Origin of the sequence: Nodosilinea sp. P-1105 (assembly GCF_012911975.1) — a bacterium.
GTDB lineage: Bacteria > Cyanobacteriota > Cyanobacteriia > Phormidesmidales > Phormidesmidaceae > Nodosilinea.
The window spans coordinates 16382-41584 of the sequence record NZ_SMDQ01000052.1; the positions used below are offsets into that span (position 1 = coordinate 16382).

Sequence of the window (25203 nt, forward strand, 5' to 3'; positions counted from 1 at the left end):
GCCCATTAGCCTAATGCAGGCTACCTTCCCTCGCATAAGGCTCGGTCTTCGTCGGAAAGGTCGGGGTTATGGGTTAGGTAAGGCCGCAGGCGGTGGCAAGCCGCTGCAAGTAGATCGTCAATGCGATCGAGGGTGTAGACCGGCCAGAGTTTAACGACGCCATTTTCTCGCATGCGATCGGGGGGCAGGGCAACGGCTATCTGAGTCCAATCTGCATTGAAGTCACCCGTTCCTTCAAATTGGGCAATTTGTTGGCCGTTTAAGGCCCAGATACGAGTAGTGCCGTCACCCCCGCTGGTGGCAATCTGGTCGCCATCGGGACTGAACGCCACTTGAGTGACACCGCCTTGATGGCCTTCCAACACCGCCAGTTGCTGGCCCGAAGGGTCCCACAGCCGCGCCGTGCCGTCCTCTCCGCTTGTCGCGATCAGGTCACCATCGGGACTGAATGCCACATGCCAGACGCTGCCCTGATGGCCTTCCATGAGAGCGAGTTGGTGGCCGCTTAAGTCCCACAGCCGCGCCGTGCCATCCGCACCGCTCGTGGCAATCAGGTTGCCATCGGGACTGAACGCTACCTGAAAGATAGGGCCTTGATGGCCGTTTAGCCGAGTCAACTCATTACCCTGTAGGTTCCACAGTCGCGCTGTCCCGTCCGCACCGCGCATCGCGAGATGGGAGCCGCCTGGGCTGAACACAGCCTGACTGACCCTGCCTTGATTACTTCCTCTCCACGCCGTCACGTCCTCCAACTGCCCCAACTTATTTCCCTGGAGATCCCACAGCTGCACCGTTCCGTCCTCCCCGCTCGTCGCGATCTGGCGGCCATCCGGACGGTACGCTACTTGAAAAATACTGCCTTGATGATTCTCTAGCCGCGCCAACTGGTTCCCCTGCAAATCCCATAGCCGTGCCGTTCCGTCCTCCCCGCTCGTCGCTATCTGGCGGCCATCGGGACTGAAAACCACTTGCCAGATGTTGCCCTGATGACCTTCTATCACCGCTAGCTGATGGCCGCTTAAGTCCCACAGATGGGCCGTCCCATCCACACCGCTCGTCGCGATTTTATCTCTCTCAGGACTGAAAACAACTTCCCTGGTATTACCCTGATAACCTTCTAGTACTGCTAACTGATTGCCCCCTAAGTCCCACAGCCGCACCGTGTCATCAGGCCCGCCCGTGGCAATTTGGCGACCATTGGGACTGAAAACTATCTGCATATTCGTGAATATTGTGCCGCCACCAGGCTCAGATAGCTTCATTAAAATGCCTCTCTGAGGACCTTCTATTACCGCCAGTTGATTACCACTTGAATCCCACAGCCGGGCAGTGCCGTCCTCTCCGCTCGTCGCTATCTGGCGGCCATCGGGACTGAACACCACATGCCAGACCCTCCCCTGATGGCCTTCCATCACCGCCAGTTGATTGCCCCTTAGGTCCCACAGCCGGGCGGTGCCCTCCTCTCCGCTCGTGGCAATTTGGGAGCCATCGGGGCTGAAACGCACTTGCCAGCCCCTCCCCTGATGGCCTTCCATCACCGCCAGTTGATTGCCCCTTAGGTCCCACAGCCGGGCGGTGCCGTCCTCTCCGCTCGTCGCTATCTGGCGGCCATCGGGACTGAACGAAACTTGCCGAACGGAGCCCTGATGCCCTTCCATCACCGCCAGTTGATAGCCGCTTAAGTCCCACAGCCGGATAGTGCCATCGTCTCCGCTCGTCGCTATCTGGCGGCCATCAGGACTGAACGCCACCTGCCAGACACTGCCTTGATGGCCCTCCATCACTGCAACCTGATTCCCCTGTAGGTCCCACAGCCGCGCCGTACCGTCCGCCCCGCGAGTGGCGATCAGATCGCCATCAGGACTGAACGCCACCTGCCAGACGCTGCCCTGATGGCCTTCCATGAGGGCGAGTTGATGGCCGCTTAAGTCCCACAGACGGACGGTGCCGTCGTTTCCGCTCGTCGCGATCAGGTCGCCATCGGGACTGAACGCCACCTGCCAGACGCTGCCCTGATGGCCTTCCATGAGGGCGAGTTGATGGCCGCTTAAGTCCCACAGACGGACGGTGCCGTCGTTTCCGCTCGTCGCGATCAGGTCGCCATCGGGACTGAACGTCACCTGCCAAACACTGCTTTGATGGCCTTCCAGCCGGGTTTCGCGGATTTCATTCAAGCTCGTTTGCAAAGCCAATAGAGGACTAGCGGCCAAGTAATCGACTTTATCAGTGGCCAACATCTTGCTAGCTTGATTCATCACCTGAATCGCCCCATTAGCTGCCCTATAGGCTGCGAACAATCCCTCCGTCTCTTGAAACCGAAACGTTTGGCTAGCGGCAAACCCAGCCCGTTCTAGATTTGTCACACGCCTGACCAGGGTGGCTTCATCGCTGGCTCGCTCTCGCTCAGCCAGGGCCGCTTCCGTCTCAACCTTGGCTTGGGAAGCCGCCGTTTCAGCCTCAGCCCGAGCGGCTTGGGCCTGAGTGAGTTGGGTAGTGGCCCTTTCCACCGCCTCCCGAGCCGCCTGCTGTTCCTGTTGAGCTTGCCGATCAATCTCAGCCAGTTGCGCCGCCGCCTCGTCCACCTGCTGCTGGGCCTCCTGCTCCCGCTCGATCGCTGCCACCGATCGCCGGTCAGCAATCCCGGCTCGCATGCTCGCTACCCCTACATTAAAGTCAGCCTTCAGTTCTGCAAAGCTGGCGGTTCTTTGCTGTTGCTCGGCTTTAATTTGGCTGTCGGTGGCATCGGCCCTAGCCTCCTGGGCCTCGCGGGTGGCAAAAATAGCCGCTCCTCCGGTGGCAGTAGCGACGATCGCCGCCACCGCTACCGTGCCTGCCAGCAAACGCCGCGCTTTGCGGTTGGTTTCCCTGGCCGCTTGTAGTTCCTGTTCCGCTTCCCGCTGGGCCGCTGCTAAAATCCGATTGGCTTCCTGAATTGCTTGCTTATCTAACTTTTCGCTGGCGGTCAAAAACTGGTAATCATCATCCCCCAGGCTTTTGCCCATGGCCCAGGCCTGGGCATCTTCCAGGGCTTGACCCCGCAACAACCGCGACTCATCGGCTCTGGCCGAGGCTGCCCAGGCGGTCAGGTTAGCGGCATAGGGGCGCAGCTCCGCCAGTTGTTGGGCCACCCACTCAGGGCTAAACACCGCCTGGTAAATCGGGTTAAACGATCGCAGTTGACCATTGCGCTCCACCACCAGGCCCGAGAGGCGCAGTTCAATCTGTTCTCGGCTGCCGTCGGCCTCCAGGTAGCCCTGCTGCAGGGTTTGTTGGTACAGCCCCAGCAACCGCGCCACGGCATTGTCGTCCCGAAACAGGCGATCGCGAATCGTGCGCAGGTGTTCGGGTTCGTCCTGGGCTTCCCAATTGTCGATGATGCGGGTGCGCACCAACTGTTCCACTCGTTGGGCTTCGTCCCCCGCCGCCAGGTACTCCGGCGATTCAGCCATCAGCTGGCACAGCTTTTGAGTCAGTAGGGGCTGGCCGCCGGTCCAGGTCAGAATGGCTTGCAGCACCGCTGCCGGATCGTCGGCTTTATCCCTCAGCCCCGCCGTCAGCGGCTCCACTTCCCCAGGTCGAAAGCCATAGAGTTCAATCGCTCGACCAATGTTAAACGGGGTGCGCTTTTTATCTTGAATCAGGTCCGAGGGGGTGGCCACCCCCAGCAGGGCAAAGGTGAGGCGGTGGTAGGCGTCGTGGTCGGCCCGCTGGTTGTAGCAGGCGCGAATCAGGGCAAAAAAGTCGTCTTTGAAATCTAGCCGCAGAATGCTGTCGATTTCATCAATGAAAATTACAACTGGCTGGGACAGGGTGGCCAGTACCACATCTTCTAAAAACTCCCCTAGCCGCTGTACCGGCGACAGGCCGCTGTGTTCGTTCCACCAGGGCACCACCTTGACCTTCAGGCCCAGGCTACGGGCCAGTCGCCGCATTACCCCCAGGTACCACTGCTCTGGGGTAATGTCGTGGCTGCCAATGGCAGTGATATCGATGATGCCACAGGCGATGCCCTCTGCCTGCAAGCGCTGGGTAGTGCGCACCCGCAGGCTCGACTTACCCATCTGCCGCGAGTTCAACACATAGCAAAATTCCCCCTGCTTCAGAGCCTGGAAGAAGTCCTCATCGGCCTGGCGATAGACATAGCTGGGGGCATCTTTGGCTAAGCTGCCGCCGACGTTGTAGCGATTAGGCATGGGGCAAAGGGGGGCACATTACCCTAGACTACGCCCATCATAGGGGCGCTTTCGGATTGACAGCCCCAAGCTTGGGATTTTCTTCATGCATCCCATTGGGTATCCCCGCCCACTACCGCTGGCTTACTGACAAAATGGTGAGGCCAATCACCTGATCATCGGCATAGCGAATTACGACGTCATCGTCAGTGACCTCGCTATCAGTAGCGGATCGGGCTGGCTGATCAAAGTTGATGTACAGGACATCAGCCTCTGCATCAAACATCATCCAGCAGGGGCGTTGTTCCACAGTTTGTAGTGCTTTAGCCATCTTGAGATAGCCGCCAACATTAACTTGAGTGATGGCCATACCTGTTTGCTAGGTAAGGATTGAGGTTAGAGGCAGGCTAAAGCCCAGGAGAACCGGGTCGCCTCTGAGTTCCGCAGGAGCGTTTAAAATTTCAACATCCTGACCGGGGCGGTAGATTTCCACCTGCTGGTCTTGGGGGTTGATCAACCAGCCCAGCCTGACGCCATTATCTCGGTATTCTGCCATTTTGGCCTGCAACCTGGCCAGACTGTCGCTGAGCGATCGCAGCTCGATCACAAAGTCAGGGGCAATGGGCGGAAATTTTTCCCGGTCTTCGGGGCTCAGGGCTTGCCAGCGGCTGGCTTCAATCCAGGCGGCATCGGGCGATCGCTCAGCCCCATTGGGCAGCTTAAAGCAAGTCGAGGAGTCGAAGACGTAGCCAAGCTGGGTTTGGCGGTTCCAAAGTCCCAGCTCGATGGTAATGTCGGCATTACGACGACCGCTTTCGCCTCCGGTGGGTGCCATAATGATCAACTCTCCCTGGGCAGAACGCTCAAACTTGATGTCAGGATTGGCCTGACAAAGCTGGTAAAAGGCTTCGTCAGTCAGGGCACCGACCGGTTCGAGGGTGACAGTGAAAGCGGTCATGGGTAAGCTCCGCCATCAATAGGGCAAGTTTGACAGAGGTTTGACAGGGGGTTTGACAGAGGGCAAAGCCCGGCCTAAAAGCAACTGGTCTCCCCAAGGCTAGCGCAAATGCTCTCGAAAATACTGCCGATAGACATCACAGCGGGGCAGCGCCTCATTGCCCTGGAGCTCCACCAGGCCCATACTGTCTAGCTTAAAGGCGGCTTCGGCGGCCACCGTCACCGCTTCCCGCTTTACCACCACCTGCCGCATGGCCTCGGCCAGCTCGGGGTAGCGTTGCAAATTGTACAGGTGTCGCCGCAGGTGGTCGCTGTAGATCCCCGACTCCGTAGCGGCAGTGGCACTCAGGTTATCCAGATTAGCTTCCCCTCGGCGCAGGTGGTACAGGGCTTTGCGCACCAGGTAGGGATGGCCGCCAATCAGGGTCATCAGTTGCTGGGCCTGGGGGTCGCCCCAACTCAGGCCATAGCGCTGGGCCAACTGCTGCACCTGGGCCGAGGTAAACTCGGCCAACTCGACGGTTTTACCCACGTTAAAGGGGGACTGGTTGATGTTCAGCGGCACATAGGCTTCGGTGGAATGAACAATCACCAGCCGTAGCTTTTCCCATAGGTCGCTGCCAAAGTCGCCGTAGCGGGCCGACTCGTACCACGATCGCAACAGGCCAAAAAAGTCATCGGCCACCTGCCGGTGGGGAAACACCATGTCTACCTCATCCAAGGCCAGCACCAGGGGGGTATCCAGGTCTTCCAGCAGACAGTCTTCAAAATAGGCATTGCACTTATCTTTGCTGCCAAACCCTTGCCAGTAATCATCCAGGTTGTCTCGTCGCTTCAGCTTACGGCGCACCTGTTCACAGATCCAGCGTAGAAACTGATCCAGGTCAGTAAACAGGCTACTGTCGGCCCGCTGCAAGCTTAGGGGCACAGCCGCGTAGCCCTGCTGGCTGGCATAGTTCAAAATCCGAGCCATCAGGGAGGTTTTGCCCATCTGGCGGGGTGCTTTAATCCGAATTAGCGCCCCCGGCTGCATAATTTCGGCATAGCAGTCTTGCTCCACCGGGGGCCGCTCGATGTAGAGGCCCGATTTAATCGGCACCACGCCTCCGGGTTCCCGCAGCAGTTCTGGTTCAGCCACGGGCAGGGGCGGGGCATCAGGACTGTCCTGCAGTGGGGCGACCGGCAATTGGGTCTCCTCCGGGGCTGGGGGTGGGGCGGTGTCCGTCGCCATCAGGGTCAGCATTTCCTGGACGATCCCAGGCGTATCGGCCGGAGAATGCCAGCTCCGCTGTTGCAAGCGGTTCAGGTAGCCCCGCAGGTCATAGTTGAGGGGAGAATCTAGCGGGAAGTTCACCCGAATTGGCAAAATGCGGGGCTTGTCGTTGGGGCGAGCATCCCGCAATTCCCTGGCCCGCCGCACCTCTTCGGTGACCATTTCGCTGGTGGCCGATCGCTCCGACAGCAGCACCACAAAATAGTCACAGCGCTCTAGGGCCTCATCAATGCGTTTAGCCCAGTTATCCCCCAACCGAATGCTAGCCGCCGCCATAAACGGTACATGGCCTGCCGCTTCCAGGGCCGCCTGAAGCTCAAGCGCCAGAGCCTGGTCGGGGTCTTGGCTGCGATAGCTAATAAACACCTGGGCCGGGGGGAAGGCGTCTGCGGTCATGGGGAAGGGAGAATGCAGGTTAGGTCTAAGTTAGGCGGTGCAGCCCCAATCTGGCAAATTGGGTCGGCGGTGCGGCGACGGCGGCGCAACTGGTGCGCGAGTATGTCGACTTATGTCTTATTCACTCATCCAGCAGGCGCCGCACAGATACCTCAATATCGGGAAACGCCAGGGGGGTGAGTATGCCTGTGGTTAAGGTCATTTTGGCTTGATAAAGCCCGTCATCGGGGTAGCGCATCACCATCAGCTCCATGGCTTTCAGGTTAACGATCCAATATTCAGCAATGCCCGCCGCGGCATAGGCTTTGGCCTTGGGGTCAACATCTTTCTTGAAGCTAGCGTTGGAAAATTCAACCAGCCAAAAAATGTTTTCTGGATAGGGATGATGCTGTAAATACTCGCGCCCTAAGGGCTGCACCACGGCAATGTCTGGCTCTGGCTCAGATTGGGTTGCAGGAATGGTGATGGGCTTACCTTGCAAAACTTCGGCGCGATCGCCCAGCACCTGTTCTAGATATTTCGCTGCGGTGCGGCTGTAGTAGGCATGGGGTTCTCCCTCCGGCGACATTTCGATGATCTCTCCGTTCAGTAACTCTACCCGGCGATCGGCGAGAATGCCGACTTCGATCATCTGGTGGTATTGCTCAAGGGTCCACTTGGCTACTGCAACGTGGGGTGTCATGGCTCACTCGCTTGCCACCGCTGGCACTGGGGGGAATTGCCTGTAACTCTATTCTGCCAGATAGGTCTGCCAGACAGGGGACCACGGAGTGAACTCTAGGGATACCATCCGCCCAGGATGCAATTGTCCGCCATGGGTTGCTTCCCCCCAAATCCAACCAGCGATGCACAGGCAACCCCCTTCTGCCTTCTGCCTTCTGCCTTCTGCCTTCTGCCTACCGCCCCAGGTAGTCCAAGATGCCGCGGGCAATGCCATCGGCGATGCGGTTCACGGCGGCGGGATCGCGGAAGCGGGCGGCGTCTTCGGCCCCGGTGACAAAACCAGTTTCCACCAGCACGGCGGGCATGGTGGTATGGCGCAGTACATAGAACCGGGCCTGACGCACACCGCGATCGCGCATATCCGTATTCCGCAAAACGCTGCTATGGATACTGCGGGCCAGTCGCTCGCCGCTGGACAGGTAGTAGGTTTCCAGGCCATTCACCTCGGGGCGAGACATGCTGATGGCATTGGCGTGGATGCTGACAAACAGATCGGCCCCGGCTCGATTGGCCATTTGGGTCCGCCCTTCCAGGCTGACATAGACATCACTGTCCCGGGTCATTAGCACCGTCAGACCCGCCGCCTGGAGTTGCTGCCGCAGCCGATTCGAGATGGTGGTGTTGATGTCCTTTTCTCGCAGGCCGCCGATGCCGATGGCCCCAGGGTCGCGCCCGCCGTGGCCGGGGTCGATCATCACCGTGGTGGACCCTCGGGGCACGGGGGGGAGGGTGGGGGTAGCCGCCACCGCAGGGGCCGCCGCACTGAGGATTTGGGCGGGCAGATTGGCATTAACTAACCGACGATGCACCTCGTCCGCCCGCTGGCGTTCACTAAATAGCCCCACCTGCACCACCGCCTGACCATCCACCGTGGTGCGAAACGCACTGGGTTCAATATTGCGTACCTGCGGCAGGGTGGCCGGACCCGCGATCGGCACCACCACCCGGAAGTGGTTGCCAGCATTGGCAGCACCACCGCTGGGAGGCGGCGTTTGCAATACCGGGGTCTGGGCCGTAGCCGACGGGGAAGATGGCGGCGAAGATGGTGGGGGGGCGGTCATGGTGGCGCTGAGCCCTGGGGCACTGGCTACTGGTCCAGACTCCCCATCTCCACGGGTGGCGGTGGCCACATTCATCGGGCCATCGTGGCTGAGGTAAATGTGGCCCAGGGGCTGGCCATTATAGATGCGGCGGGCCAACTGCCAGCCAGGATTGAGCCGAAAGCGTAGAAACCCATCGGCGCGGCCATGGGTACGGCCAATTTCAATCGGCGGCTGACTGCGATCGCGGCTATGGCGGGCAAACAGCACTAGATCGTTCTGCCGGGTGGAAATTTCTAGCCGGTACTGTACCCCCAGATCTGCCCCATTCACCCGGACCGAATAGCCGTTACTGTCGGTCTTGCGCTTGCAGGCCCCGGTAAAGTCAAAATTCACCAGCAGCGGGTCCACCACCACCGGCCCATCTCCCTGCTGTTGTTCTTGCCAGCACTGCCGCTGATTCGGCACCTGCTCTAAAATCATCAGGTTATGGAAGGCCCCATCTCTCACTGGGCTGGCGATCGCCACTACCCGGTCTGGGGGAATGGGCTGTTGGTCAAACTGCTGGGCTAGGGCTTCAGGGACTAGGGCCAGGCTGGTAACCATGGCCGCTGCCGTAGCTGCCAGGGCTGTCAATGGACGAGACAAGGAACGAGACAAGGTTGCCATAGTGAGTTGCGAAACAGGGCGTGAGTTGCGAAAGCCGGAATGACGAAGAGAGCACCATCAGGTGGAGTAGGGTTCAGGCCGCCGTGGTGAGAGAGGTAACCCCTGGTCTTCGGCCTAAACCATGGGTAAGCGATGACCTAGCCCCCAAGTAAACCCCAGCCAGGCTTGAAGCTAACCTAGAATCTCCAATCCTAATCCTGATTTTGGGTGGCCTCACGACAATTGCGGTTTTAGGTGTCGCAGTTTACCAATTGTCCTTGACCTTAAACAAGGCACACACAAAACCGGCCCAGGGATCCTGGGCCGGTACAGCTCTCCTCAAGGGGGATAGGGCTTTTCTATCGTGATTGATGAGTTATGTCCCGAAACCGTTGGTAGGCTTGCTCGGGATGGTAGATATGGCATTGCTGGGTGATGGTGCACATCAAATCCCAGGAAAAGTGAGTTTCCCTCATTAGTGGCCCCCAATGCTGCTTCAGCGAAGCATAGGCCGGCCGCAGGTTATAGGACGGAATACCCACTGAAACATGGTGGGGAACATGGACGTTAATATCGTGACACAGCACCTCGACCCAGCGGGGATAGTCACAGTGCAGGGTGCCTGAGAGCTGTGACTCGACCTCATTCCAGGTTTCCCCGGGGCGAAACTGAATCTCGGGGATGGTATGGTGCACCAGGGTAAAGGTGCTCATCCAAAAGTGGTAGCCCAGCCAGGGCATCAGCCAGTATTTGACAATACCCCAGGGACCAGCCAGCCAGTACAGGGTAGGGAAAAAGACAGCGGCAAACAACGCTACCGCCAAAATTGAGCGGCTAACCTTCTTGCGATCGCGGGGCTCAAAGTTCCGTAGATCAAAATGCAACACCGCCCAGTGGGCCACTGACGCCAACCACCAGAGCCAGCCTCGCATGCCCTGGTAAATCCACTGCAAGACCCGGTTGGCGTTGATGTACTCGTCCTCAGGCCAGGGAGCCCAGGCATTATCGATATCCATATTATTCGTATGGCGGTGGTGAATATCGTGCAGCAGCCGCCAGCTATGGAAGGGATACATCAGCGGCAGCATAATCACTGTGCCCAACCAATTATTCACCCAGCGCCGATTGGCAAAGGACCGATGGCCGCAGTCGTGACCAATTACAAAAAAACCGGTTAGAGCAGTTCCGGTCAAAAACCAGGCCACTGGCAGCAAAAACCAGGGCGACAGCGCGATCGCGCCATAGCTGATGGCTACAGCTACCATACTCAGCAACACCGAAAACCAGGCTTTGCGGGGATCTTTTTGGAAATAAACTTTAGGGATTGTCTGAATCACCTGTTTCAGGGTCAAGGGGCGATCCAAAATAGCATCTGAAATCCGAGCGGATGATGGCTCAATCGTTGCAGTCAAGGAATAATCTCCACAAAGTCAATAACGTCAATATTTGATATTTGATTTCAGCCCAAAAAGGCCTGGAGGCCACCAGTGAGCCACCAGGCCAACTTCTAAGCCATGTTTAGCACCAAGCCAGTTCTCGCCCAAGGAATTGCCCCACAGGGGAAACATCGGTGAGCAATGTGGCCACAAGCCAAAATACCTCATCCGCCGCACGGCCAGATCTTCAGACAACGCCCACAGGTCAGGGCTGCTGGCTAAACCCTTAGATGAGATTGCTTATAATTCCTTAACATTTATAGCACATCAACCCTGATCACACCGCTAAAGCCAGTGTTTTCCGTGATCCCTGCCTCGTCAAGCTTGCATTCTATGAACTTCAGCCCCAGCCCACCCAGCCCTAAGAGACAATGAACATAGCCTTAACTACAGAATGATTGAGGCCCAATTTGAGGATCTACAGCACTTTGTCAGCGAGACCTCTTCAGTTGGGGCTGAGTTGATGGCAGTTATGTCAGTTGCCGGTTAAGGCTTCCCTAGTTAAATTGCGGAGGCTGTACGCCATGGATATTCAACAGTTTTTGCACGAGTACAATCAGGGCGATCGCAACTTTTCCGGGTTGCATCTCCACAGTGTCGATTTACGTGGGGTCAACCTTAGCGGTATTGATCTCAGTGGGGCTGACCTTTCCCAAGCCGATCTGAGTGGGGCTGATTTGTCTCGGGCCAACCTGGAACGCGCCAACCTGACCGATGCCGACCTAACCGGGGTCGATCTCAGTGGGGCCAATCTGAAGCACATCAACCTGATTGGGGCAGACCTCAGTCGGGCCAGCTTAATTGGGGCAGACCTCAGCTATGCCGACCTGCGCACCGCCGAGTTAGAACAATCTGATCTGCGGGGGGCAATTTTGCGCGAGGTGGCCCTGAGCGGGGCAAATCTCACCCATGCCAACCTGATCAGTGCTTGGGTGGAAAACACCGACCTGCAAGAAGCTGAACTGGGAGGCGCCAATTTGCACCTGGTGCGGCATCGCGGTATGGACAGCCCCCTAGCGGACAGTTCTCGCTGGATTTCTTGGGGCCTACACTAGTCGCCGTAGCCGCTTATACAACGCCCAGCTTAAGCTAGCCCCGATGGTCATGGCCAGTGGTCCCATGGCGGAGGCAAACATGTAGTGCTGGTCTTCGGTGGCGTCCAGCACAATGCCGTCATAGATGATGCCTTTGTCGCCCACAGGTACGGTCCAGTAGTCTGCGTGGCTTTGGTCACCGTCGCTGTCTTCGATGGCGATTTCCCAGTCACCGGGAATTGACTCATCTGGCACAAATGTAAAGCGCCCCTGGCTATCGGTAGAGGTGGCTAGCCAGGGCTGGCTGGGGTCGTTGGGGGCATAGATAGTGACCTCTGCGCCAGCAAAGGGTTCACCCGTGCTAAACATTGACTGAAATTCTAGTTGGTCACCCAGGGTAAAAAAGGTTTCGACCTGGTGGGCCCAGGCCTGGGTGGGGAACCCAATCAGGGCTAGGCATAGAACCAGGGCAAACAGCAGCCGTTTCATAGGGCCTCTACAAGGATCAAGTACGTCGCCCATTGTAGCGAGACACGAAAACCATGATCCTGCTTTTGGTGAAACTCGGATAATAACGTCGTCTCTCGTTCCCATGCTCTGTGTGGGAATGCTCCCCAGAGGCTCTGCCTCCGCCTTTTGTAGCCCACTCAAGAGAAGCCACTCCGGGTCTACACCCTAAATCCCTTTAAACCAGCAGTCGGAGAAATCGCGATTCACCCCTTGCCAGCCTGTCTTGATGCCGCTGCGGCGAATGCCGCCCCGCTGCCCATCAAACCCGACAATCTCGCCCCCCATTTCCGGAATTACCCGGCAGGCATAGAGGCCAGAACCTTCGGCCAGCAGGGTGTAAGGGCTGGGGGATAGGGTGGTCCAATGGGGGCCACTAAACCCCTGTAGCCCACCGGCCGGGGCGATCGCCGCTTCGCTATCATGCTTGGCCCAGCAGGAAAAGACCAACTCGTACTGCCCCTGGGCAGTTTGGTAGAGCTGGGGTACTTCGATTTCCGAGAATCGCTCGGGCTGCACCAGGGGATCCAGATAGTCCCACTGACTTTGGCTAAAGTCATTATTTTTGAGTTTTAGCAGCCCCACCGCCCCGCTCCGACCGAGGGGCGCATCGGTCACCTTAGCGGCCACCAGCATATAGATTTGCCCCTGATCTCGAAACAAAAACGGATCCCGCCAGGCATGGACGGTGCTATCCCCCGGCACCGTCTTGGGCTGGTAGCTGTGCCCAGGGGAAATACCCAGGGCTGTCACTTGCCAGCGATCGCTGGTTAAGTCTGGGCAATAGGCCATGCCAATCGCCTGGGTCATGCCATCATCCTGGTGGCGACGGCGGCCAGTAAAAAACCACAGATAGCCATTGCCTACCCGAATCACATCCCCGCTCCACAGGGCGGCCTCGGCCCAGTGATCGGTCGGGGGGATTAACACGCGATCGCGGCGGCCATCCCCCCAGTCGATGTGGCTAAAGTCTGGGGTCATAGCATGGCCTAGCCACGTGGCAAAGTGGTGCTGCCCCAGTGGCACCAAGGCGGTCTCAGCACTCAGGTAAAACACATGATATTGCCCAGCCGCCGCGTCAAAGACATACCAAAAGTCCCACACGTAGCGTCGGGGATGCTGTACCGCAGGAAATGTGATCACTGGCTACTCAAAAGTCTCCATTGATGGTGATACCCTTACCCTAACCTGGGGGCAATAACCGGGGGCTGACAGGTTGGCCTGTTTGGGCTCAAGAGAGATAGCCCCCCATCAGTACCCTTGCGGCACAGGGAGCAATGCTCAGCAGGATGGCCCCGGCAGATGATGGGAGCTGACCATTACCTTGCCCCCGATCAGGGTAGATTCCTAGGGCAGCCAAGGCGTAAATTAGATTTAAACCAAATCCAAGTCCAGACCTGGAGTTCTGTCTGCGGGAAAACTCCAGATCTCGAGCTGGACTTGGCCTAGATCACAATTGAGAACACCCTTTACCCCCTTAGCCGACTAGGATTGTGCCATGCTGACCTATCGATCTAAAACGTCCACCCAGGGACGTAATATGGCCGGTGCCCGGGCCCTTTGGCGGGCCACTGGTATGCAAACCGAAGACTTTGATAAACCGATTATCGCTGTTGCCAACTCCTTTACCCAATTTGTGCCTGGGCATGTTCATTTGAAGGATCTGGGACAATTAGTCTGCCGCGAAATCGAAGCGGCTGGGGGGGTGGCTAAGGAGTTCAATACCATTGCCGTAGATGACGGCATTGCCATGGGCCACGACGGCATGCTCTACAGCTTGCCCTCCCGCGAAATCATTGCCGATTCCGTGGAGTACATGGTCAACGCCCACTGTGCCGATGCCTTGGTTTGCATTTCCAACTGCGACAAAATCACCCCTGGCATGTTGATGGCGGCCCTGCGGCTAAATATTCCTACGGTGTTTGTTTCCGGTGGTCCGATGGAAGCGGGCAAAACAAAACTGGCGGAGAACAAGCTGGATCTGGTAGACGCCATGGTGGCCGCCGCCAACGATACCCTCAGTGATCAAGAGGTGGAAGAGTATGAGCGCTCCGCCTGCCCCACCTGCGGATCTTGCTCCGGCATGTTCACAGCGAATTCCATGAACTGCTTAACCGAGGCCATCGGCCTCTCCTTGCCCGGTAACGGCACCACCCTGGCCACCCACTTTGACCGCAAGGATCTCTTCCTGAACGCGGCCCGCACCATCGTCAGCATTACCCGTCGCTACTACGAGCAGGGGGATGACTCGGTGCTCCCCCGGTCGGTGGCCAGCTTCAAAGCCTTTGAAAATGCCATGATGTTAGACATTGCCATGGGTGGGTCCACCAACACCATTCTGCACCTGTTGGCCGCCGCCCAGGAAGCCGAAGTTGATTTCACCCTGACCGATATTGATCGGCTGTCACGACAGGTGCCGCAACTGTGTAAGGTGGCCCCTAACACCCCCCTCTACCATGTCGAAGATGTTCACCGGGCTGGTGGCATCCCTAGCATTTTGGGGGAATTGGATCGGGCGGGACTGCTGCACACGGACGTGCCCACGGTGCACAGCGAAACCATGAAAGCGGCGCTCGATCGCTGGGATGTGATTCGCACCGATGACCCAGCGGTGCACACCTTTTTCACAGCCGGTCCGGCGGGGATTCCCACCCAGCAAGCTTTTAGTCAGTCAACCCGTTGGCCCTCCTTAGATCTGGATCGGCAAAATGGCTGTATCCGCAGCCTTGATCATGCCTATAGCCGCGAGGGGGGACTGGCCGTACTCTATGGCAACCTGGCCGAGCAAGGCTGCATCGTCAAGACGGCGGGGGTCGACGAGAGCATTCTGGTGTTTGCAGGGCGGGCGCGCATCTACGAAAGCCAGGATGGTGCCGTCAATGGCATTCTTAAGGACGAGGTCCAACCCGGAGATGTGGTGATTATCCGCTATGAAGGCCCCCGAGGAGGACCGGGGATGCAGGAAATGCTCTACCCCACCAGTTACCTGAAATCGAAGGGGCTGGGTAAAGTGTGTGCCCTACTCACGGATGGACGTTTCTCGGGGGGCACCTCAGGGCTCTCGATTGGCCATGCGTCACCCGAGGCGGCAGCGGGTGGGGCCATTGGCTTGGTGGAAGACGGCGATCGCATCCTGATTGATATTCCCAATCGCAGCATTAATGTGGACATTTCCCCCGAGGCACTCGCCGCCCGTCGGGCCGCTATGGAAGCCAAGGGGAAAGTCGCCTGGAAACCAGCCCAGCCCCGCAAGCGTCGGGTCACAGCGGCCCTCAAGGCTTACGCCCTGCTGGCCACCAGCGCTGACCGGGGGGCCGTCCGCAACCTGGACTTGCTGGAGTAATATTCCGCAGCCGGGCAGACACACCGGTCTGCCCCTACGGATTTGAAAACCGAAAAAAGAAAAGAGAAGAACGAAACCTCTCTCCCATTCCTGCTGCTGCGCACCGGCTCCGCCCTAAGTTCTTTGCTTTCCCCATCTCCCCACCTTCCCCATCTCCCCACCTTCCCCATCTCCCCACCTTCCCCATCTCCCCACCTTCCCCACTTCCCCCACCTCCCCACTTCCCCCACCTCCCCACTTCCCCCACCTCCCCACCTCCCCCTACTCCTCCTGCCAAGCGGCCTCAAAAAAGGCCAACTCGCAGTCCATGGCATAGCCATAGGTGGTGTGAATCAAGGGGGAATCGGTGGCTTGGGCATTCACCAACTGCTCTAACTGTTGGGCCAAGGGCTCAAACTGTTCACTGCTGTAGGTGTCAATCCACTGGCTGTAGGCATGGGGGGCTGGTTGCGTCTGGGCCAGAGATTGCCCCAAAAAGGCATAGAGACGCATACAGGGGGACATGGCCACCGCTGTCACCCCCGCATCTTGACTCCAGGCCGTACTGAGCAAGAAGTCGGTATAGCGGCGGGTGGCGGCCCCTGGGCTGACGGTGCGCAGGTCAACGCCCCAGTCCTGGGCATAGCCCTGATGCAGGTTCAACTCCTCCATCACCCCGGCGGCGAGGGCATGAAAGGTTTGAAACATTTGCCAACTGGAGGCCTTGGCTGCCGCTACACTGTAGGCCCGGGCAAAGGCTTCCAAAAAAAAGGCATCTTGTCCGACGTAATAGGCAAACTTGGCTTTGGCCAGGGTGCCATCGCCAATGCCCTGGACAAAAGGATGGTTAAGACAGGCCACAGCTGTCGTGTGATGGGCTTGCCAGAGATCGGAGGAAAGGGGCATGGCGATGGGGTATGGGGTTGCAGGGATAGGTAAGGGGGGACATCCGTTAGCTCACCTGGGCCAACAGGGTCTGGGCTAGCTCTAGGGAAAAATAGTAGGCATGGCGGGGGTCTCCATGCAACACTTCGAAGGGCAGGTTAGGCTCCCCCAGGTGGCTGATCACCAGGGCTGCCCCCTCTAGGGCATGGTTGCGGGTGTAGTCGTTCACTGTGACCACCGTGGGCAGCCCCGCTGCGATCGCCGCCTCCAACCCCTGCTGGCTATCTTCAAACACCAGGCAGCGGGCCGGGTCTAGATCCATGGCACTGAGCACCAGTTGATAGATGTCCGGGGCCGGTTTCTTGGCGGCTACCATATCCCCAGCGGCAATGCATTCAAACCAGGTGGGCGCCTCTGCACCCAGCAGGGTTTCCAGCAGCGGGATGACATTATCTTTGGCACTGGTGGTCGCGATCGCCAACCGTATCCCCTGCCGTCGGGCTTCTGTTAGCAACCGCTTCACCCCAGGCCGCAGCGGAATCACCTGCTGAGCCAGCAACGCTTGGAAATGGCAATTTTTAGCCTGATGAAGCGCCACAATTAGTTCGGACTCAACGGTCACCGCTTGCTGCCGCCGAAATGCCGGTTGGTAGCGGTTAATGTAGTGGCAAATCCGCTCCTTGCCCCCCGCCACCCGCAACAGCTGGCCGTACAGGCCCACCGGCCAGTACCAGGGCAAGTCAAACTCCTGAAACGCTAAGTTAAAGGCTACCCGGTGCCCATCCCGCTCGGTTTCGGCCAGGGTGCCATCCACATCAAAAATTAAAGCCTCGGGATGTAGCATAGGAAAACATCAGCAGACATGAGCACCGAATCGCCTTAGGCAACCCGATTCTAGCCGAGATGCGGGCCATTTCACCGTAGGATGAAGAAGCACCTCCAGCTGTTGTCAACGATTACAAAGAGTATGGATATCAAGCACGGTTTTGTTGACACCGTCGGTAATACCCCCCTAATTCGCCTGCATAGCGTTAGTGAAGCCACCGGCTGCGACATTTTAGGCAAAGCCGAATTTCTTAATCCCGGGGGCTCGGTGAAAGACCGGGCCGCCCTGTACATCATCAAAGACGCCGAAGAGAAGGGGTTGCTAAAACCCGGCGGTACCGTGGTCGAAGGCACTGCGGGCAATACTGGCATTGGTCTGGCCCACATCTGTAACGCCAAAGGCTACCGCTGCTTGATCGTGATTCCCGAAACCCAGTCCCAAGAAAAGATTGACCTGCTGCGCACCCTGGGGGCCGAGGTTAGAACCGTGCCCGCCGTTCCCTATCGAGACCCCAACAACTACGTGAAAGTTTCGGGTCGCCTGGCGGATGAGATGGAGAACGCCATTTGGGCCAACCAGTTTGATAACCTGGCCAACCGTCGAGCCCATTACGAGACCACTGGCCCCGAAATTTGGGCCCAAACCGAGGGCACCATTAACGGCTGGGTTGCCGCTACTGGCACCGGTGGCACCTATGCCGGTACAGCCCTGTTCTTAAAGGAGCAACGGTCTGAGGTCCGCTGCGTCGTGGCTGACCCCATGGGCAGCGGCCTCTACAGCTACATCAAAACCGGGGAAATTAAACCGGAGGGTAACTCCATCACCGAAGGTATCGGTAACAGCCGGATTACCGCCAACATGGAAGATGTACCGATTGACGATGCCCTTCAAGTGAACGACGCTGATGCCCTGCGAACGATTTACCAACTGCTGTATAAAGATGGGCTATTTATGGGCGGTTCAGTGGGGATCAACGTGGCGGCGGCGGTGCAACTGGCTCAGCAAATGGGGCCAGGTCACCGGATTGTTACTGTGCTGTGTGACAGTGGCTCCCGTTACCAGTCACGCATTTACAGCCGTGCTTGGCTAGACGCAAAGGGACTGTGGTCAGATGATTTGCTCCCCCGCTAATCCTAGGGCCAAGTTCTAAACCGTCTGCCAAGATTACCCCAAGGGTAAAATCTGTGAGTATGATCTGTGAATAGCTGCTTTTGATTCAGAAGCTCTTTTTCATCCACTGTTTACTATCGCCTAACTGCGGGGATAATACCTGTGACCGACCAGCCTGATAAATCACCACTGCCACCAGATCCTTCCGTAGAAAAACCCCCAGGGACACCCCTGCCCAAGGTAGATCCCACCAAGCAGCGTCATAATCCTTGGGTAGAGGGGTTGCAAACCATTGGCTTGAGTGTGGTGTTGGCTCTGGGAATTCGTCACTTTGTGGCTGAGGCCCGGTATATTCCATCGGGCTCCATGGAGCCCACTCTGCAGATTAACGATCGCCTGGTGGTGGAGAAAATCAGCTATAACTTCAACCCGCCAGAACGGGGGGACATCGTTGTGTTTTGGCCCCCAGACAGTCTCACACCTCCTGGCCAACGACGGGATGCTTTTATTAAGCGGGTGATTGGGCTACCTGGGGAGGTGGTCGAAGTCAGTAATGGGCAGGTGATTGTTGACGGCGTTGTCCTGGAAGAAGACTACATCATGGCCCCCCCCAGCTATGAGTGGGGGCCTGAACAGGTTGACGATGAGTCTTACTTGGTGCTGGGAGACAACCGCAATAGCAGCTATGACAGCCATTCTTGGGGGTTTGTACCTGCTGAAAATATTATTGGCCGGGCCTTGGTCCGCTTCTGGCCCCCCAGCCGAGTTGGCCTGATTGATGACTAGTATTGGCTGGCAGCATGACGGCCACCGTTGCTGAGGATGTCAGGTTCTAGGCAGGCCGTAAGCCGAAAACCGTAAACTGCCCCAGCTAGTTATCTTGCCCTTGGCCGTTGACTGGCGTTGGGCAGATCATTAAATGTTTCGGGTCATTTTCGATTGGCCTAAATTGCGGCTGTTACTCTACTAGAACTTACCCAGATTTTTCTAGGGGATTTTAGGTCACCTGTTTCTCGGCCATCGTTAACAACCCCTACTGTTATGATAAAGAGCATTGTAGGAGGGTAATTTTCCACTTTTTTTCTATGACCCCATCCCCCGCTAAAACGCAAAAATTCTCAATTACAACGCCGCTTTATTACGTTAACGATCTGCCTCACATCGGTAGTGCGTACACGACAATTGCGGCTGATGTGGTGGCTCGGTTCCATCGGCTAGTGGGGCACAGGGTGTTGATGATCACCGGCACCGATGAGCATGGACAAAAGATTTTGCGCACGGCTCAAGAGCGGGATGTGCCCCCCCAGCAGCATTGCGATCAGGTGGCGGCTGGGTTTGAACGGCTGTGGCAGCAACTGAATATTGCCTACGATCGCTTTAGCCGCACAACCGCAGAGCGGCATCACGCTATTGTGAACCAGTTCTTTCAGCGGGTGTGGGACCAGGGCGACATTTACAAGGGGCAGCAACAGGGCTGGTACTGTGTCTCTTGCGAAGAATTCAAAGAAGAGCGCGATCTGCTGCCCAACAAGCATTGCCCTATCCATACCAACAAGCCGGTGGAATGGCGAGATGAGCAAAATTATTTCTTCCGCTTATCTAAATACCAGGAATCTTTGGAGAAACTGTACGCTGAGCAACCTGACTTTATTCAGCCAGAGACTCGCCGTAATGAGGTGTTGAGCTTTGTCAAACGGGGGCTACAGGACTTTTCAATTTCTCGGGTGAATCTAGATTGGGGATTTCCAGTCCCTACCGATCCAGAGCACACCCTGTATGTGTGGTTTGATGCCCTGTTGGGATATGTAACTGCCCTACAAGATCCGTCAGAAACGCCGGACTTAGATGCCGCGATCGCCCAATGGTGGCCAATCAACATTCACCTGATTGGCAAAGATATCCTGCGATTTCACGCCGTCTACTGGCCAGCTATGCTGATGTCGGCGGGGTTGCCGACACCTGGGCGCGTCTTTGGCCATGGTTTTTTGACCAAAGATGGCCAAAAGATGGGCAAAAGTCTAGGGAATACCCTCGATCCGGTAGAGCTGACCGAAAAGTACGGTGCAGATGCCGTTCGCTACTATTTCTTGCGAGAAATTGAGTTTGGCAAAGATGGCGACTTCAGCGAAACCCGGTTTATCAATGTGCTCAATGCTGATCTAGCTAACGATTTGGGTAACTTACTCAATCGCACAGCCAAGATGGCGGCGCGCTATTGTAAAGGAAGGGTACCTGATGTTGATGCTAGCGTTATTTCCCCTGATCACAAGTTAAAAGCTCTAGGTCAGCCCCTGGCCGATACTGTGACTGTAGCCTACACCAACCTCAACTTTAGTCGGGCCTGTACATCAGTGCTGGCGTTGGTGCAGGCCAGCAACAAATTCCTAGACGAACAAGCCCCCTGGAGTTTATACAAGCAGGGCAAGCAGGCTGAAACTGAACAGGTGCTCTATGCCGTCCTGGAGTCGGTACGGTTAGCGGCCTATCTGTTGTCGCCGGTGATTCCCGCCATTAGCATCGACATTTACCGGCAGCTAGGGTTCGATGCCGACTTTAACGATAAATCCATTGGCGATCGCCTCCCCTTTAGCGATCATGCCTGCTGGGGATACTTGCCCGCTGGTCAGCCCCTTGGCCAAACCTCTCCAGTATTTCAGCGTCTCGAACTACCCCAGGCTATGCCCACGACTTAATAGCTGCTGGATGATTAATTAGCCTATTTTGCTCCTTTTAAGCCCCAATAACATCAAAGCCATAAGAAGACAACGGATAAAAACTCATGTTAGATGCCCATTCTTTGATAAGTGAAGACGCTATATTTACCCCCGAGCAGGTGCTTGGTAACCGGGGGCGGGTGGCCATTTTTATTGATGGTTCCAACCTGTTTTATGCGGCGCTACAGCTTGGAATTGAAATTGACTATACCAAGCTACTCTGCAAGCTCACGGCTGGTTCTCGCCTGTTCCGCTCCTTTTTCTATACCGGGGTAGACCGCACCAATGAAAAGCAGCAGGGCTTTTTGTTGTGGATGCGCCGTAACGGCTATCGGGTGATTGCCAAAGACCTGGTGCAACTGCCGGATGGCTCTAAAAAAGCCAACCTGGATGTCGAAATTGCCGTCGATCTGGTGGCCCTTGTGGATTACTATGACACGGCTGTTTTGGTTAGCGGCGATGGTGATCTGGCTTATGCCGCCGATGCCGCCAGCTACCGGGGAGCCCGCATTGAAGTGGTCAGCCTGCGCTCGATGACGAGCGATAGTCTGATTAACGTGGCCGATCGCTACATCGACCTGGATGGGGTCAAAGATGACATTAAAAAGCTACCCCGCAACCCCACAACGAATAACCACAGCTATACGTATCGGCCCCTACCGGTCATGGTTAATCCTGACGGCAACCTGCCAGAATAGGAGGGGTACAGCCCTGCCCCCTGACGGGGGGATAATCGCCTAACAGGGGAGTCGATAGCATGGTGAAATGGCGAATCATAGCTGCAGGGGTGCTGGGGCTTGGCGCTGCGATCGCGCTGTACAGCTTTCTAACCACCGACCCAGCGGTGCTCCCTGGCACTGACTTGACGGAAGACTCTGAGGTGACCGAACCTGGCCTGACCCTGCGGGATGTCACCCTAGAACAACCCGACGAGGAAGGGAACCCTATGTGGCGGGTGAAGGGGGACGAGGTCACCTACAGCCCCGACTTACAAATCGCCTACATTGTGCGCCCCGATGGGCAACTGTTTCAGGACGGCGAGGCCATTTACGAAGTCACCGCCGACACTGGGGAAGTGCAGGAAAACGGGCGGGTAATTTTTCTGCGGGGCAACATTGTGGCCACTGGCATCAAAAACAATGCCATTCTACGGGGCAACGAACTGGAGTGGCGTCCCGATGAGGACCGACTGGTGATTCGCAACCAAATCACCGGCAGCCACCCCCAACTGCGAGCCTCAGCCCAGGAAGCCCGAGTCTACAACCGCGATAACCGCATGGAGCTCTTGGGCCAAGTGGTCGCTAGTACGGTTGTCGAGGACCCTCGCCAAGAGCCCTGGCTAAAGCTTCAGGCAGAAGAACTGGTGTGGCACTGGGAGGAAGAGCGCATCGATAGCCCTCAACCCCTACGGGTCGAGCAGTTCAAAAACAACAGTATCTCTGATGTGATTGTGGGTCAGCGGGGAGCGGTGGACTTGGCAGACGCCCTGGTTACCCTGCGGGGCCAGGTGGCCATGGACATGCTAGAGATGCCGTTGCGGGTGACCAGCGACGCTGTGGACTGGCAGGTGGAGACAGAATTGGTCACCATCAATCAACCCCTGACGGTGGTTCACCCCGAAGCCCAGGTGCGCGTTACGGCCCGTCGGGGCCGCATGAACCTGGCCGATGAAGTGGTTTACCTGTCCCAGGATGTGGTCGCCATTGGCCAGGAAAATCAATCCCGCTTAACCACCGATAACTTGACCTGGACCGTCAATGACCAGGTGCTCGTGGCCGAAGGTCGAGTCAACTACCGCCAGGTGAATCCAACCATTAACCTGAATGGCCCCCGGGCAGTGGGTCGCCTAGATCAGCAAACCGTGGTGGTGGACGGTGGCGGTGTGGTCACAGAAATTGTGCCGAATTAAGTCAAATTCAAACCCTCCGACGGAGGGGTGCCCGTTCGCGTTCGCGAAGCGTTCCGAGGAAAAGCGTTCCGCAGGAAAGGGCGGGGTGGGTTCTTCGGGTTTGAGTTGACCCACCCCTACCCCTCCCAAGGAGGGGATTTCGGACCTTGACGCTACTAAATTTCTAGGTTTGTTAATTCTAAATTCAAAACCTGTACTGGCACTCTAGAGCCAAAAAAACAGGGCTAACCCGCCGAGGTCTGAATCTGCAGACTACTCTAGCAGGATGGTTTTGGTCAAAATCACCATCCATACCTCGACTCCGCTCGGTAGAGCCCCCTCGACTGGGCTCGGTGGCGTCTCCTCGGTGGAGTTAACGGCTGGGGGAGCCCCTCCACCCTGGGGAATCGGCAAGGGCTCACTCCAGTCGTTGGGCTCGGCATAACCCAGGGCATGGAGGATTTTAATCGTCCGGTCCAGGGCGGGCAGGCTGCCGTAGAGCAGATGGCGCACTCGCTCGGGTCGAGGCGGGCGGGGATTGCTGGCCGACGGCGGCAGGCTAGACGCACTGCCGGACGCAGCCCCTGCGCCTGGTTCAAGATATTGCAACATCGGTTCTGTTTCCTTTTTTGCGTTTGCAGAGAACAAACCCTTCGCCGCCATCCCCTCCTGGGAGGATCAGGGGTGGGTTTGAGGAAAACAGAACGCGAAAACCCTAGCCACCCACGCTGGACGTGCAAACTGGGTGCTAGGGTTGATCCTAGCCTCGCAATCTGCTGGTTAGACTTGCGGGGTTAGCTGTTCGTAGGTGGTCGCACACCTGCGGACAGCGCCAAAGCTTTCGAGTTCTGTGTGGTCACCGTTCGGTTGAACGGCTTAATGTAAGAGCATAGTGGGGTAGGTCTCTACCGTCAACCGTAGGGTAACAATTATCCTTGCCCCCTACCCATCCAACGGACTGCGCACCCCCCGCCCACCCCGATTCAGCACATGGGTGTAAATCATGGTGGTTTTGACATCCTTATGGCCCAGCAGTTCTTGCACTGTGCGAATGTCGTAGCCATCTTCCAGCAGGTGGGTAGCAAAACTGTGGCGAAACGTATGACAACCCCCATGTTTGGCAATGCAAGCTTGCCGAAGGGCATTTTTCACAGCACGCTGCACGGACTGCTCGTAGACATGATGCCGTCGCACGACCTTACTTCGAGGATCAACCGAGCGCTTCCAAGATGGAAATACAAACTGCCAACTCCACTCCTGATTAGCGTTGGGATACTTTCGATCCAACGCATAAGGCAGCTCAACAGTGCCATAACCCATCGATAGATCTAGCTCATGTAGCTTTTTAGCCTTCTGAAGCTGAAGCTGGAGAGGAACTTCTAGAGACTTGGGCAGCATAGTTTGGCGATCTTTTTTCCCTTTACCGTCTCGCACAGTAATTTGGCCATAACCAAAGTCCAAATCCTTTACCCGCAGTCGCAACCCTTCCATCAAGCGCATGCCGCTGCCGTAGAGCAGACTGACGATAAGGTGCTCTACACCATCGAGATGGGCCAAAATTTGCTTCACCTCAGAACGACTAAACACTACGGGTAGCCGCTCAGGCTTCTTAGCCCGCTCAATGTCGTCAATGTAGGGTAGGTCAATATGAAGCACCTGACGGTAGAGAAACAGTAAGGCACTTAGCGCCACCGTCTGGGTCGAGGAGGCTACGTTTCGTTGAATGGCTAGATGCGAAAGGTATGCCCGGATTTCATCAGCACCCATCTCCTTCGGGTGCCGCTTGTTATGAAACAAGATGAAGTCTCGGATGTAGTGTACGTAAGATTTCTCGGTCTTAAGGCTGAAATGCTTGAGGCGAATTGCTTCCCTCACTTGGTCAAGCAGGCGTGGCGGAGGTGACATAGGCAGATGCTGGATAACCCCTAACTTTGGGGTATTATCCAGTGCAAGTGCTGGATAATACCCCCAAAACCTATACTTAACCCTCAAATCTACTGGATAACACCCGGATGTTACGGACTTATCCAGCAGAAATGATGTTTAATTCCTTAAGATCCAGGTATTATCTCGTGGATCTGCTGGATAATACCGGGTAATAGGGGTCTTATCTAGCTGATCTGACACTTAATACATAGTTATACGCGCGACTCGAAGTCGTTCGGGGGAGTTGGAAAGGGCTCCAAAATCCTTTCCCCGCTAGTGTTCAAGCGGATGTCCGCCTTGGAATGTTCAACCAGTAATGGGAGGGCAGCATCAGCAGACAAGGTCA

General features: G+C 56.8%; 20 protein-coding genes. 7 read left to right on the forward strand and 13 right to left on the reverse strand.

The features are described from left to right. Positions 1–20 precede the first annotated feature (20 nt). The 7 genes from E1H13_RS26955 to E1H13_RS19065 form a co-directional block, all read right to left on the reverse strand. On the reverse strand, positions 21–4193 hold the full coding sequence (locus E1H13_RS26955) for an AAA-like domain-containing protein (RefSeq protein WP_206070705.1): 4173 nt from the start codon (positions 4191–4193) through the stop codon (positions 21–23). Between the two features lie 112 nt (positions 4194–4305). Then, positions 4306–4542: a DUF2283 domain-containing protein gene (locus E1H13_RS19040; RefSeq protein WP_169615576.1), complete on the reverse strand. Its 237-nt coding sequence runs from the start codon at positions 4540–4542 to the stop codon at positions 4306–4308. Between the two features lie 9 nt (positions 4543–4551). Further along, positions 4552–5130 carry a Uma2 family endonuclease gene (locus tag E1H13_RS19045; RefSeq protein ID WP_169615578.1) on the reverse strand — a complete coding sequence of 193 codons (579 nt, stop codon included), beginning with the start codon at positions 5128–5130 and terminating at the stop codon, positions 4552–4554. Between the two features lie 99 nt (positions 5131–5229). Beyond that, positions 5230–6798, reverse strand: coding sequence for an AAA-like domain-containing protein (locus tag E1H13_RS19050; RefSeq protein ID WP_169615580.1), 1569 nt, complete (start codon positions 6796–6798; stop codon positions 5230–5232). A 121-nt stretch (positions 6799–6919) separates the two neighbouring features. Further along, on the reverse strand, positions 6920–7480 hold the full coding sequence (locus E1H13_RS19055; protein WP_169615582.1) for a Uma2 family endonuclease: 561 nt from the start codon (positions 7478–7480) through the stop codon (positions 6920–6922). Positions 7481–7694: 214 nt separating this feature from the next. After that, on the reverse strand, positions 7695–9230 hold the full coding sequence (locus tag E1H13_RS19060) for a DUF3747 domain-containing protein (protein WP_169615584.1): 1536 nt from the start codon (positions 9228–9230) through the stop codon (positions 7695–7697). Between the two features lie 338 nt (positions 9231–9568). Further along, entirely contained in the window at positions 9569–10621 is a 1053-nt protein-coding gene (locus E1H13_RS19065; protein ID WP_169615586.1) for a fatty acid desaturase, read from the reverse strand. Positions 10622–11169: 548 nt separating this feature from the next. Between E1H13_RS19065 and E1H13_RS19070 the strand changes: the two genes are divergently transcribed. Continuing rightward, positions 11170–11700 carry a pentapeptide repeat-containing protein gene (locus tag E1H13_RS19070; RefSeq protein WP_169615588.1) on the forward strand — a complete coding sequence of 177 codons (531 nt, stop codon included), beginning with the start codon at positions 11170–11172 and terminating at the stop codon, positions 11698–11700. On the opposite strand, the gene E1H13_RS19075 is transcribed toward E1H13_RS19070, so the two are convergent. Both E1H13_RS19075 and E1H13_RS19080 read right to left on the reverse strand, forming a co-directional pair. After that, positions 11692–12168, reverse strand: a complete 477-nt coding sequence (locus E1H13_RS19075; protein ID WP_169615590.1) for a carboxypeptidase regulatory-like domain-containing protein — start codon at positions 12166–12168, stop codon at positions 11692–11694. The two genes, E1H13_RS19070 and E1H13_RS19075, sit on opposite strands and share 9 nt — an antisense overlap. 186 nt (positions 12169–12354) lie before the next feature. Further along, positions 12355–13329 carry a beta-fructosidase gene (locus E1H13_RS19080; RefSeq protein WP_347404189.1) on the reverse strand — a complete coding sequence of 325 codons (975 nt, stop codon included), beginning with the start codon at positions 13327–13329 and terminating at the stop codon, positions 12355–12357. A 355-nt stretch (positions 13330–13684) separates the two neighbouring features. On the opposite strand from E1H13_RS19080, the gene ilvD reads away from it, so the two are divergent. Beyond that, positions 13685–15529, forward strand: a complete 1845-nt coding sequence (gene ilvD / locus E1H13_RS19085; protein WP_169615592.1) for a dihydroxy-acid dehydratase — start codon at positions 13685–13687, stop codon at positions 15527–15529. A 261-nt stretch (positions 15530–15790) separates the two neighbouring features. Here ilvD and E1H13_RS19090 read toward each other — a convergent pair whose 3' ends face one another. Both E1H13_RS19090 and E1H13_RS19095 read right to left on the reverse strand, forming a co-directional pair. After that, positions 15791–16414 (reverse strand): TenA family protein, encoded by a 624-nt coding sequence (locus tag E1H13_RS19090; RefSeq protein WP_169615594.1) that lies wholly within the window; start codon positions 16412–16414, stop codon positions 15791–15793. A 46-nt stretch (positions 16415–16460) separates the two neighbouring features. Further along, positions 16461–17237 (reverse strand): HAD family hydrolase, encoded by a 777-nt coding sequence (locus E1H13_RS19095; RefSeq protein WP_169615596.1) that lies wholly within the window; start codon positions 17235–17237, stop codon positions 16461–16463. Between the two features lie 123 nt (positions 17238–17360). Between E1H13_RS19095 and E1H13_RS19100 the strand changes: the two genes are divergently transcribed. From E1H13_RS19100 to lptC, 5 genes are all read left to right on the forward strand, one after another. Continuing rightward, complete coding sequence (locus E1H13_RS19100; protein WP_169615598.1) at positions 17361–18350, forward strand: cysteine synthase A; 990 nt, start codon at positions 17361–17363, stop codon at positions 18348–18350. A 210-nt stretch (positions 18351–18560) separates the two neighbouring features. Further along, entirely contained in the window at positions 18561–19115 is a 555-nt protein-coding gene (lepB, locus tag E1H13_RS19105; protein ID WP_206070709.1) for a signal peptidase I, read from the forward strand. 299 nt (positions 19116–19414) lie between these two features. After that, on the forward strand, positions 19415–21022 hold the full coding sequence (gene metG, locus E1H13_RS19110; RefSeq protein ID WP_169615601.1) for a methionine--tRNA ligase: 1608 nt from the start codon (positions 19415–19417) through the stop codon (positions 21020–21022). A gap of 86 nt (positions 21023–21108) precedes the next feature. Then, entirely contained in the window at positions 21109–21741 is a 633-nt protein-coding gene (locus tag E1H13_RS19115) for an NYN domain-containing protein (RefSeq protein ID WP_169615603.1), read from the forward strand. A gap of 59 nt (positions 21742–21800) precedes the next feature. Then, a complete protein-coding gene (gene lptC / locus E1H13_RS19120) occupies positions 21801–22952 on the forward strand; it encodes an LPS export ABC transporter periplasmic protein LptC (RefSeq protein ID WP_169615605.1) in 1152 nt (383 codons plus the stop codon). A gap of 252 nt (positions 22953–23204) precedes the next feature. Here the strand turns inward: lptC and E1H13_RS19125 are convergent, their stop codons facing one another. Further along, the gene (locus E1H13_RS19125; RefSeq protein WP_240966728.1) at positions 23205–23543 is read right to left on the reverse strand and encodes a hypothetical protein; all 339 of its coding nucleotides are present in this window, start codon (positions 23541–23543) and stop codon (positions 23205–23207) included. Positions 23544–23873: 330 nt separating this feature from the next. Continuing rightward, the gene (locus E1H13_RS19130; protein WP_169615607.1) at positions 23874–24836 is read right to left on the reverse strand and encodes an integron integrase; all 963 of its coding nucleotides are present in this window, start codon (positions 24834–24836) and stop codon (positions 23874–23876) included. Between the last annotated feature and the right edge of the window lie 367 nt (positions 24837–25203).

Excerpts from the sequence above, each read along its gene's own strand:
- E1H13_RS26955 (WP_206070705.1), bottom strand. The coding sequence starts at position 4,193 with ATGCCTAATCGCTACAACGTCGGCGGCAGCTTAGCCAAAGATGCCCCC.
- E1H13_RS19045 (WP_169615578.1), bottom strand. The coding sequence starts at position 5,130 with ATGACCGCTTTCACTGTCACCCTCGAACCGGTCGGTGCCCTGACTGAC.
- E1H13_RS19090 (WP_169615594.1), bottom strand. The coding sequence starts at position 16,414 with ATGCCCCTTTCCTCCGATCTCTGGCAAGCCCATCACACGACAGCTGTG.
- E1H13_RS19125 (WP_240966728.1), bottom strand. The coding sequence starts at position 23,543 with ATGTTGCAATATCTTGAACCAGGCGCAGGGGCTGCGTCCGGCAGTGCG.
- metG (WP_169615601.1), top strand. The coding sequence starts at position 19,415 with ATGACCCCATCCCCCGCTAAAACGCAAAAATTCTCAATTACAACGCCG.
- ilvD (WP_169615592.1), top strand. The coding sequence starts at position 13,685 with ATGCTGACCTATCGATCTAAAACGTCCACCCAGGGACGTAATATGGCC.
- E1H13_RS19130 (WP_169615607.1), bottom strand. The coding sequence starts at position 24,836 with ATGTCACCTCCGCCACGCCTGCTTGACCAAGTGAGGGAAGCAATTCGC.
- E1H13_RS19070 (WP_169615588.1), top strand. The coding sequence starts at position 11,170 with ATGGATATTCAACAGTTTTTGCACGAGTACAATCAGGGCGATCGCAAC.
- lptC (WP_169615605.1), top strand. The coding sequence starts at position 21,801 with ATGGTGAAATGGCGAATCATAGCTGCAGGGGTGCTGGGGCTTGGCGCT.
- E1H13_RS19050 (WP_169615580.1), bottom strand. The coding sequence starts at position 6,798 with ATGACCGCAGACGCCTTCCCCCCGGCCCAGGTGTTTATTAGCTATCGC.
- E1H13_RS19100 (WP_169615598.1), top strand. The coding sequence starts at position 17,361 with ATGGATATCAAGCACGGTTTTGTTGACACCGTCGGTAATACCCCCCTA.
- E1H13_RS19115 (WP_169615603.1), top strand. The coding sequence starts at position 21,109 with ATGTTAGATGCCCATTCTTTGATAAGTGAAGACGCTATATTTACCCCC.
- E1H13_RS19055 (WP_169615582.1), bottom strand. The coding sequence starts at position 7,480 with ATGACACCCCACGTTGCAGTAGCCAAGTGGACCCTTGAGCAATACCAC.
- E1H13_RS19095 (WP_169615596.1), bottom strand. The coding sequence starts at position 17,237 with ATGCTACATCCCGAGGCTTTAATTTTTGATGTGGATGGCACCCTGGCC.
- E1H13_RS19075 (WP_169615590.1), bottom strand. The coding sequence starts at position 12,168 with ATGAAACGGCTGCTGTTTGCCCTGGTTCTATGCCTAGCCCTGATTGGG.
- E1H13_RS19040 (WP_169615576.1), bottom strand. The coding sequence starts at position 4,542 with ATGGCCATCACTCAAGTTAATGTTGGCGGCTATCTCAAGATGGCTAAA.
- E1H13_RS19060 (WP_169615584.1), bottom strand. The coding sequence starts at position 9,230 with ATGGCAACCTTGTCTCGTTCCTTGTCTCGTCCATTGACAGCCCTGGCA.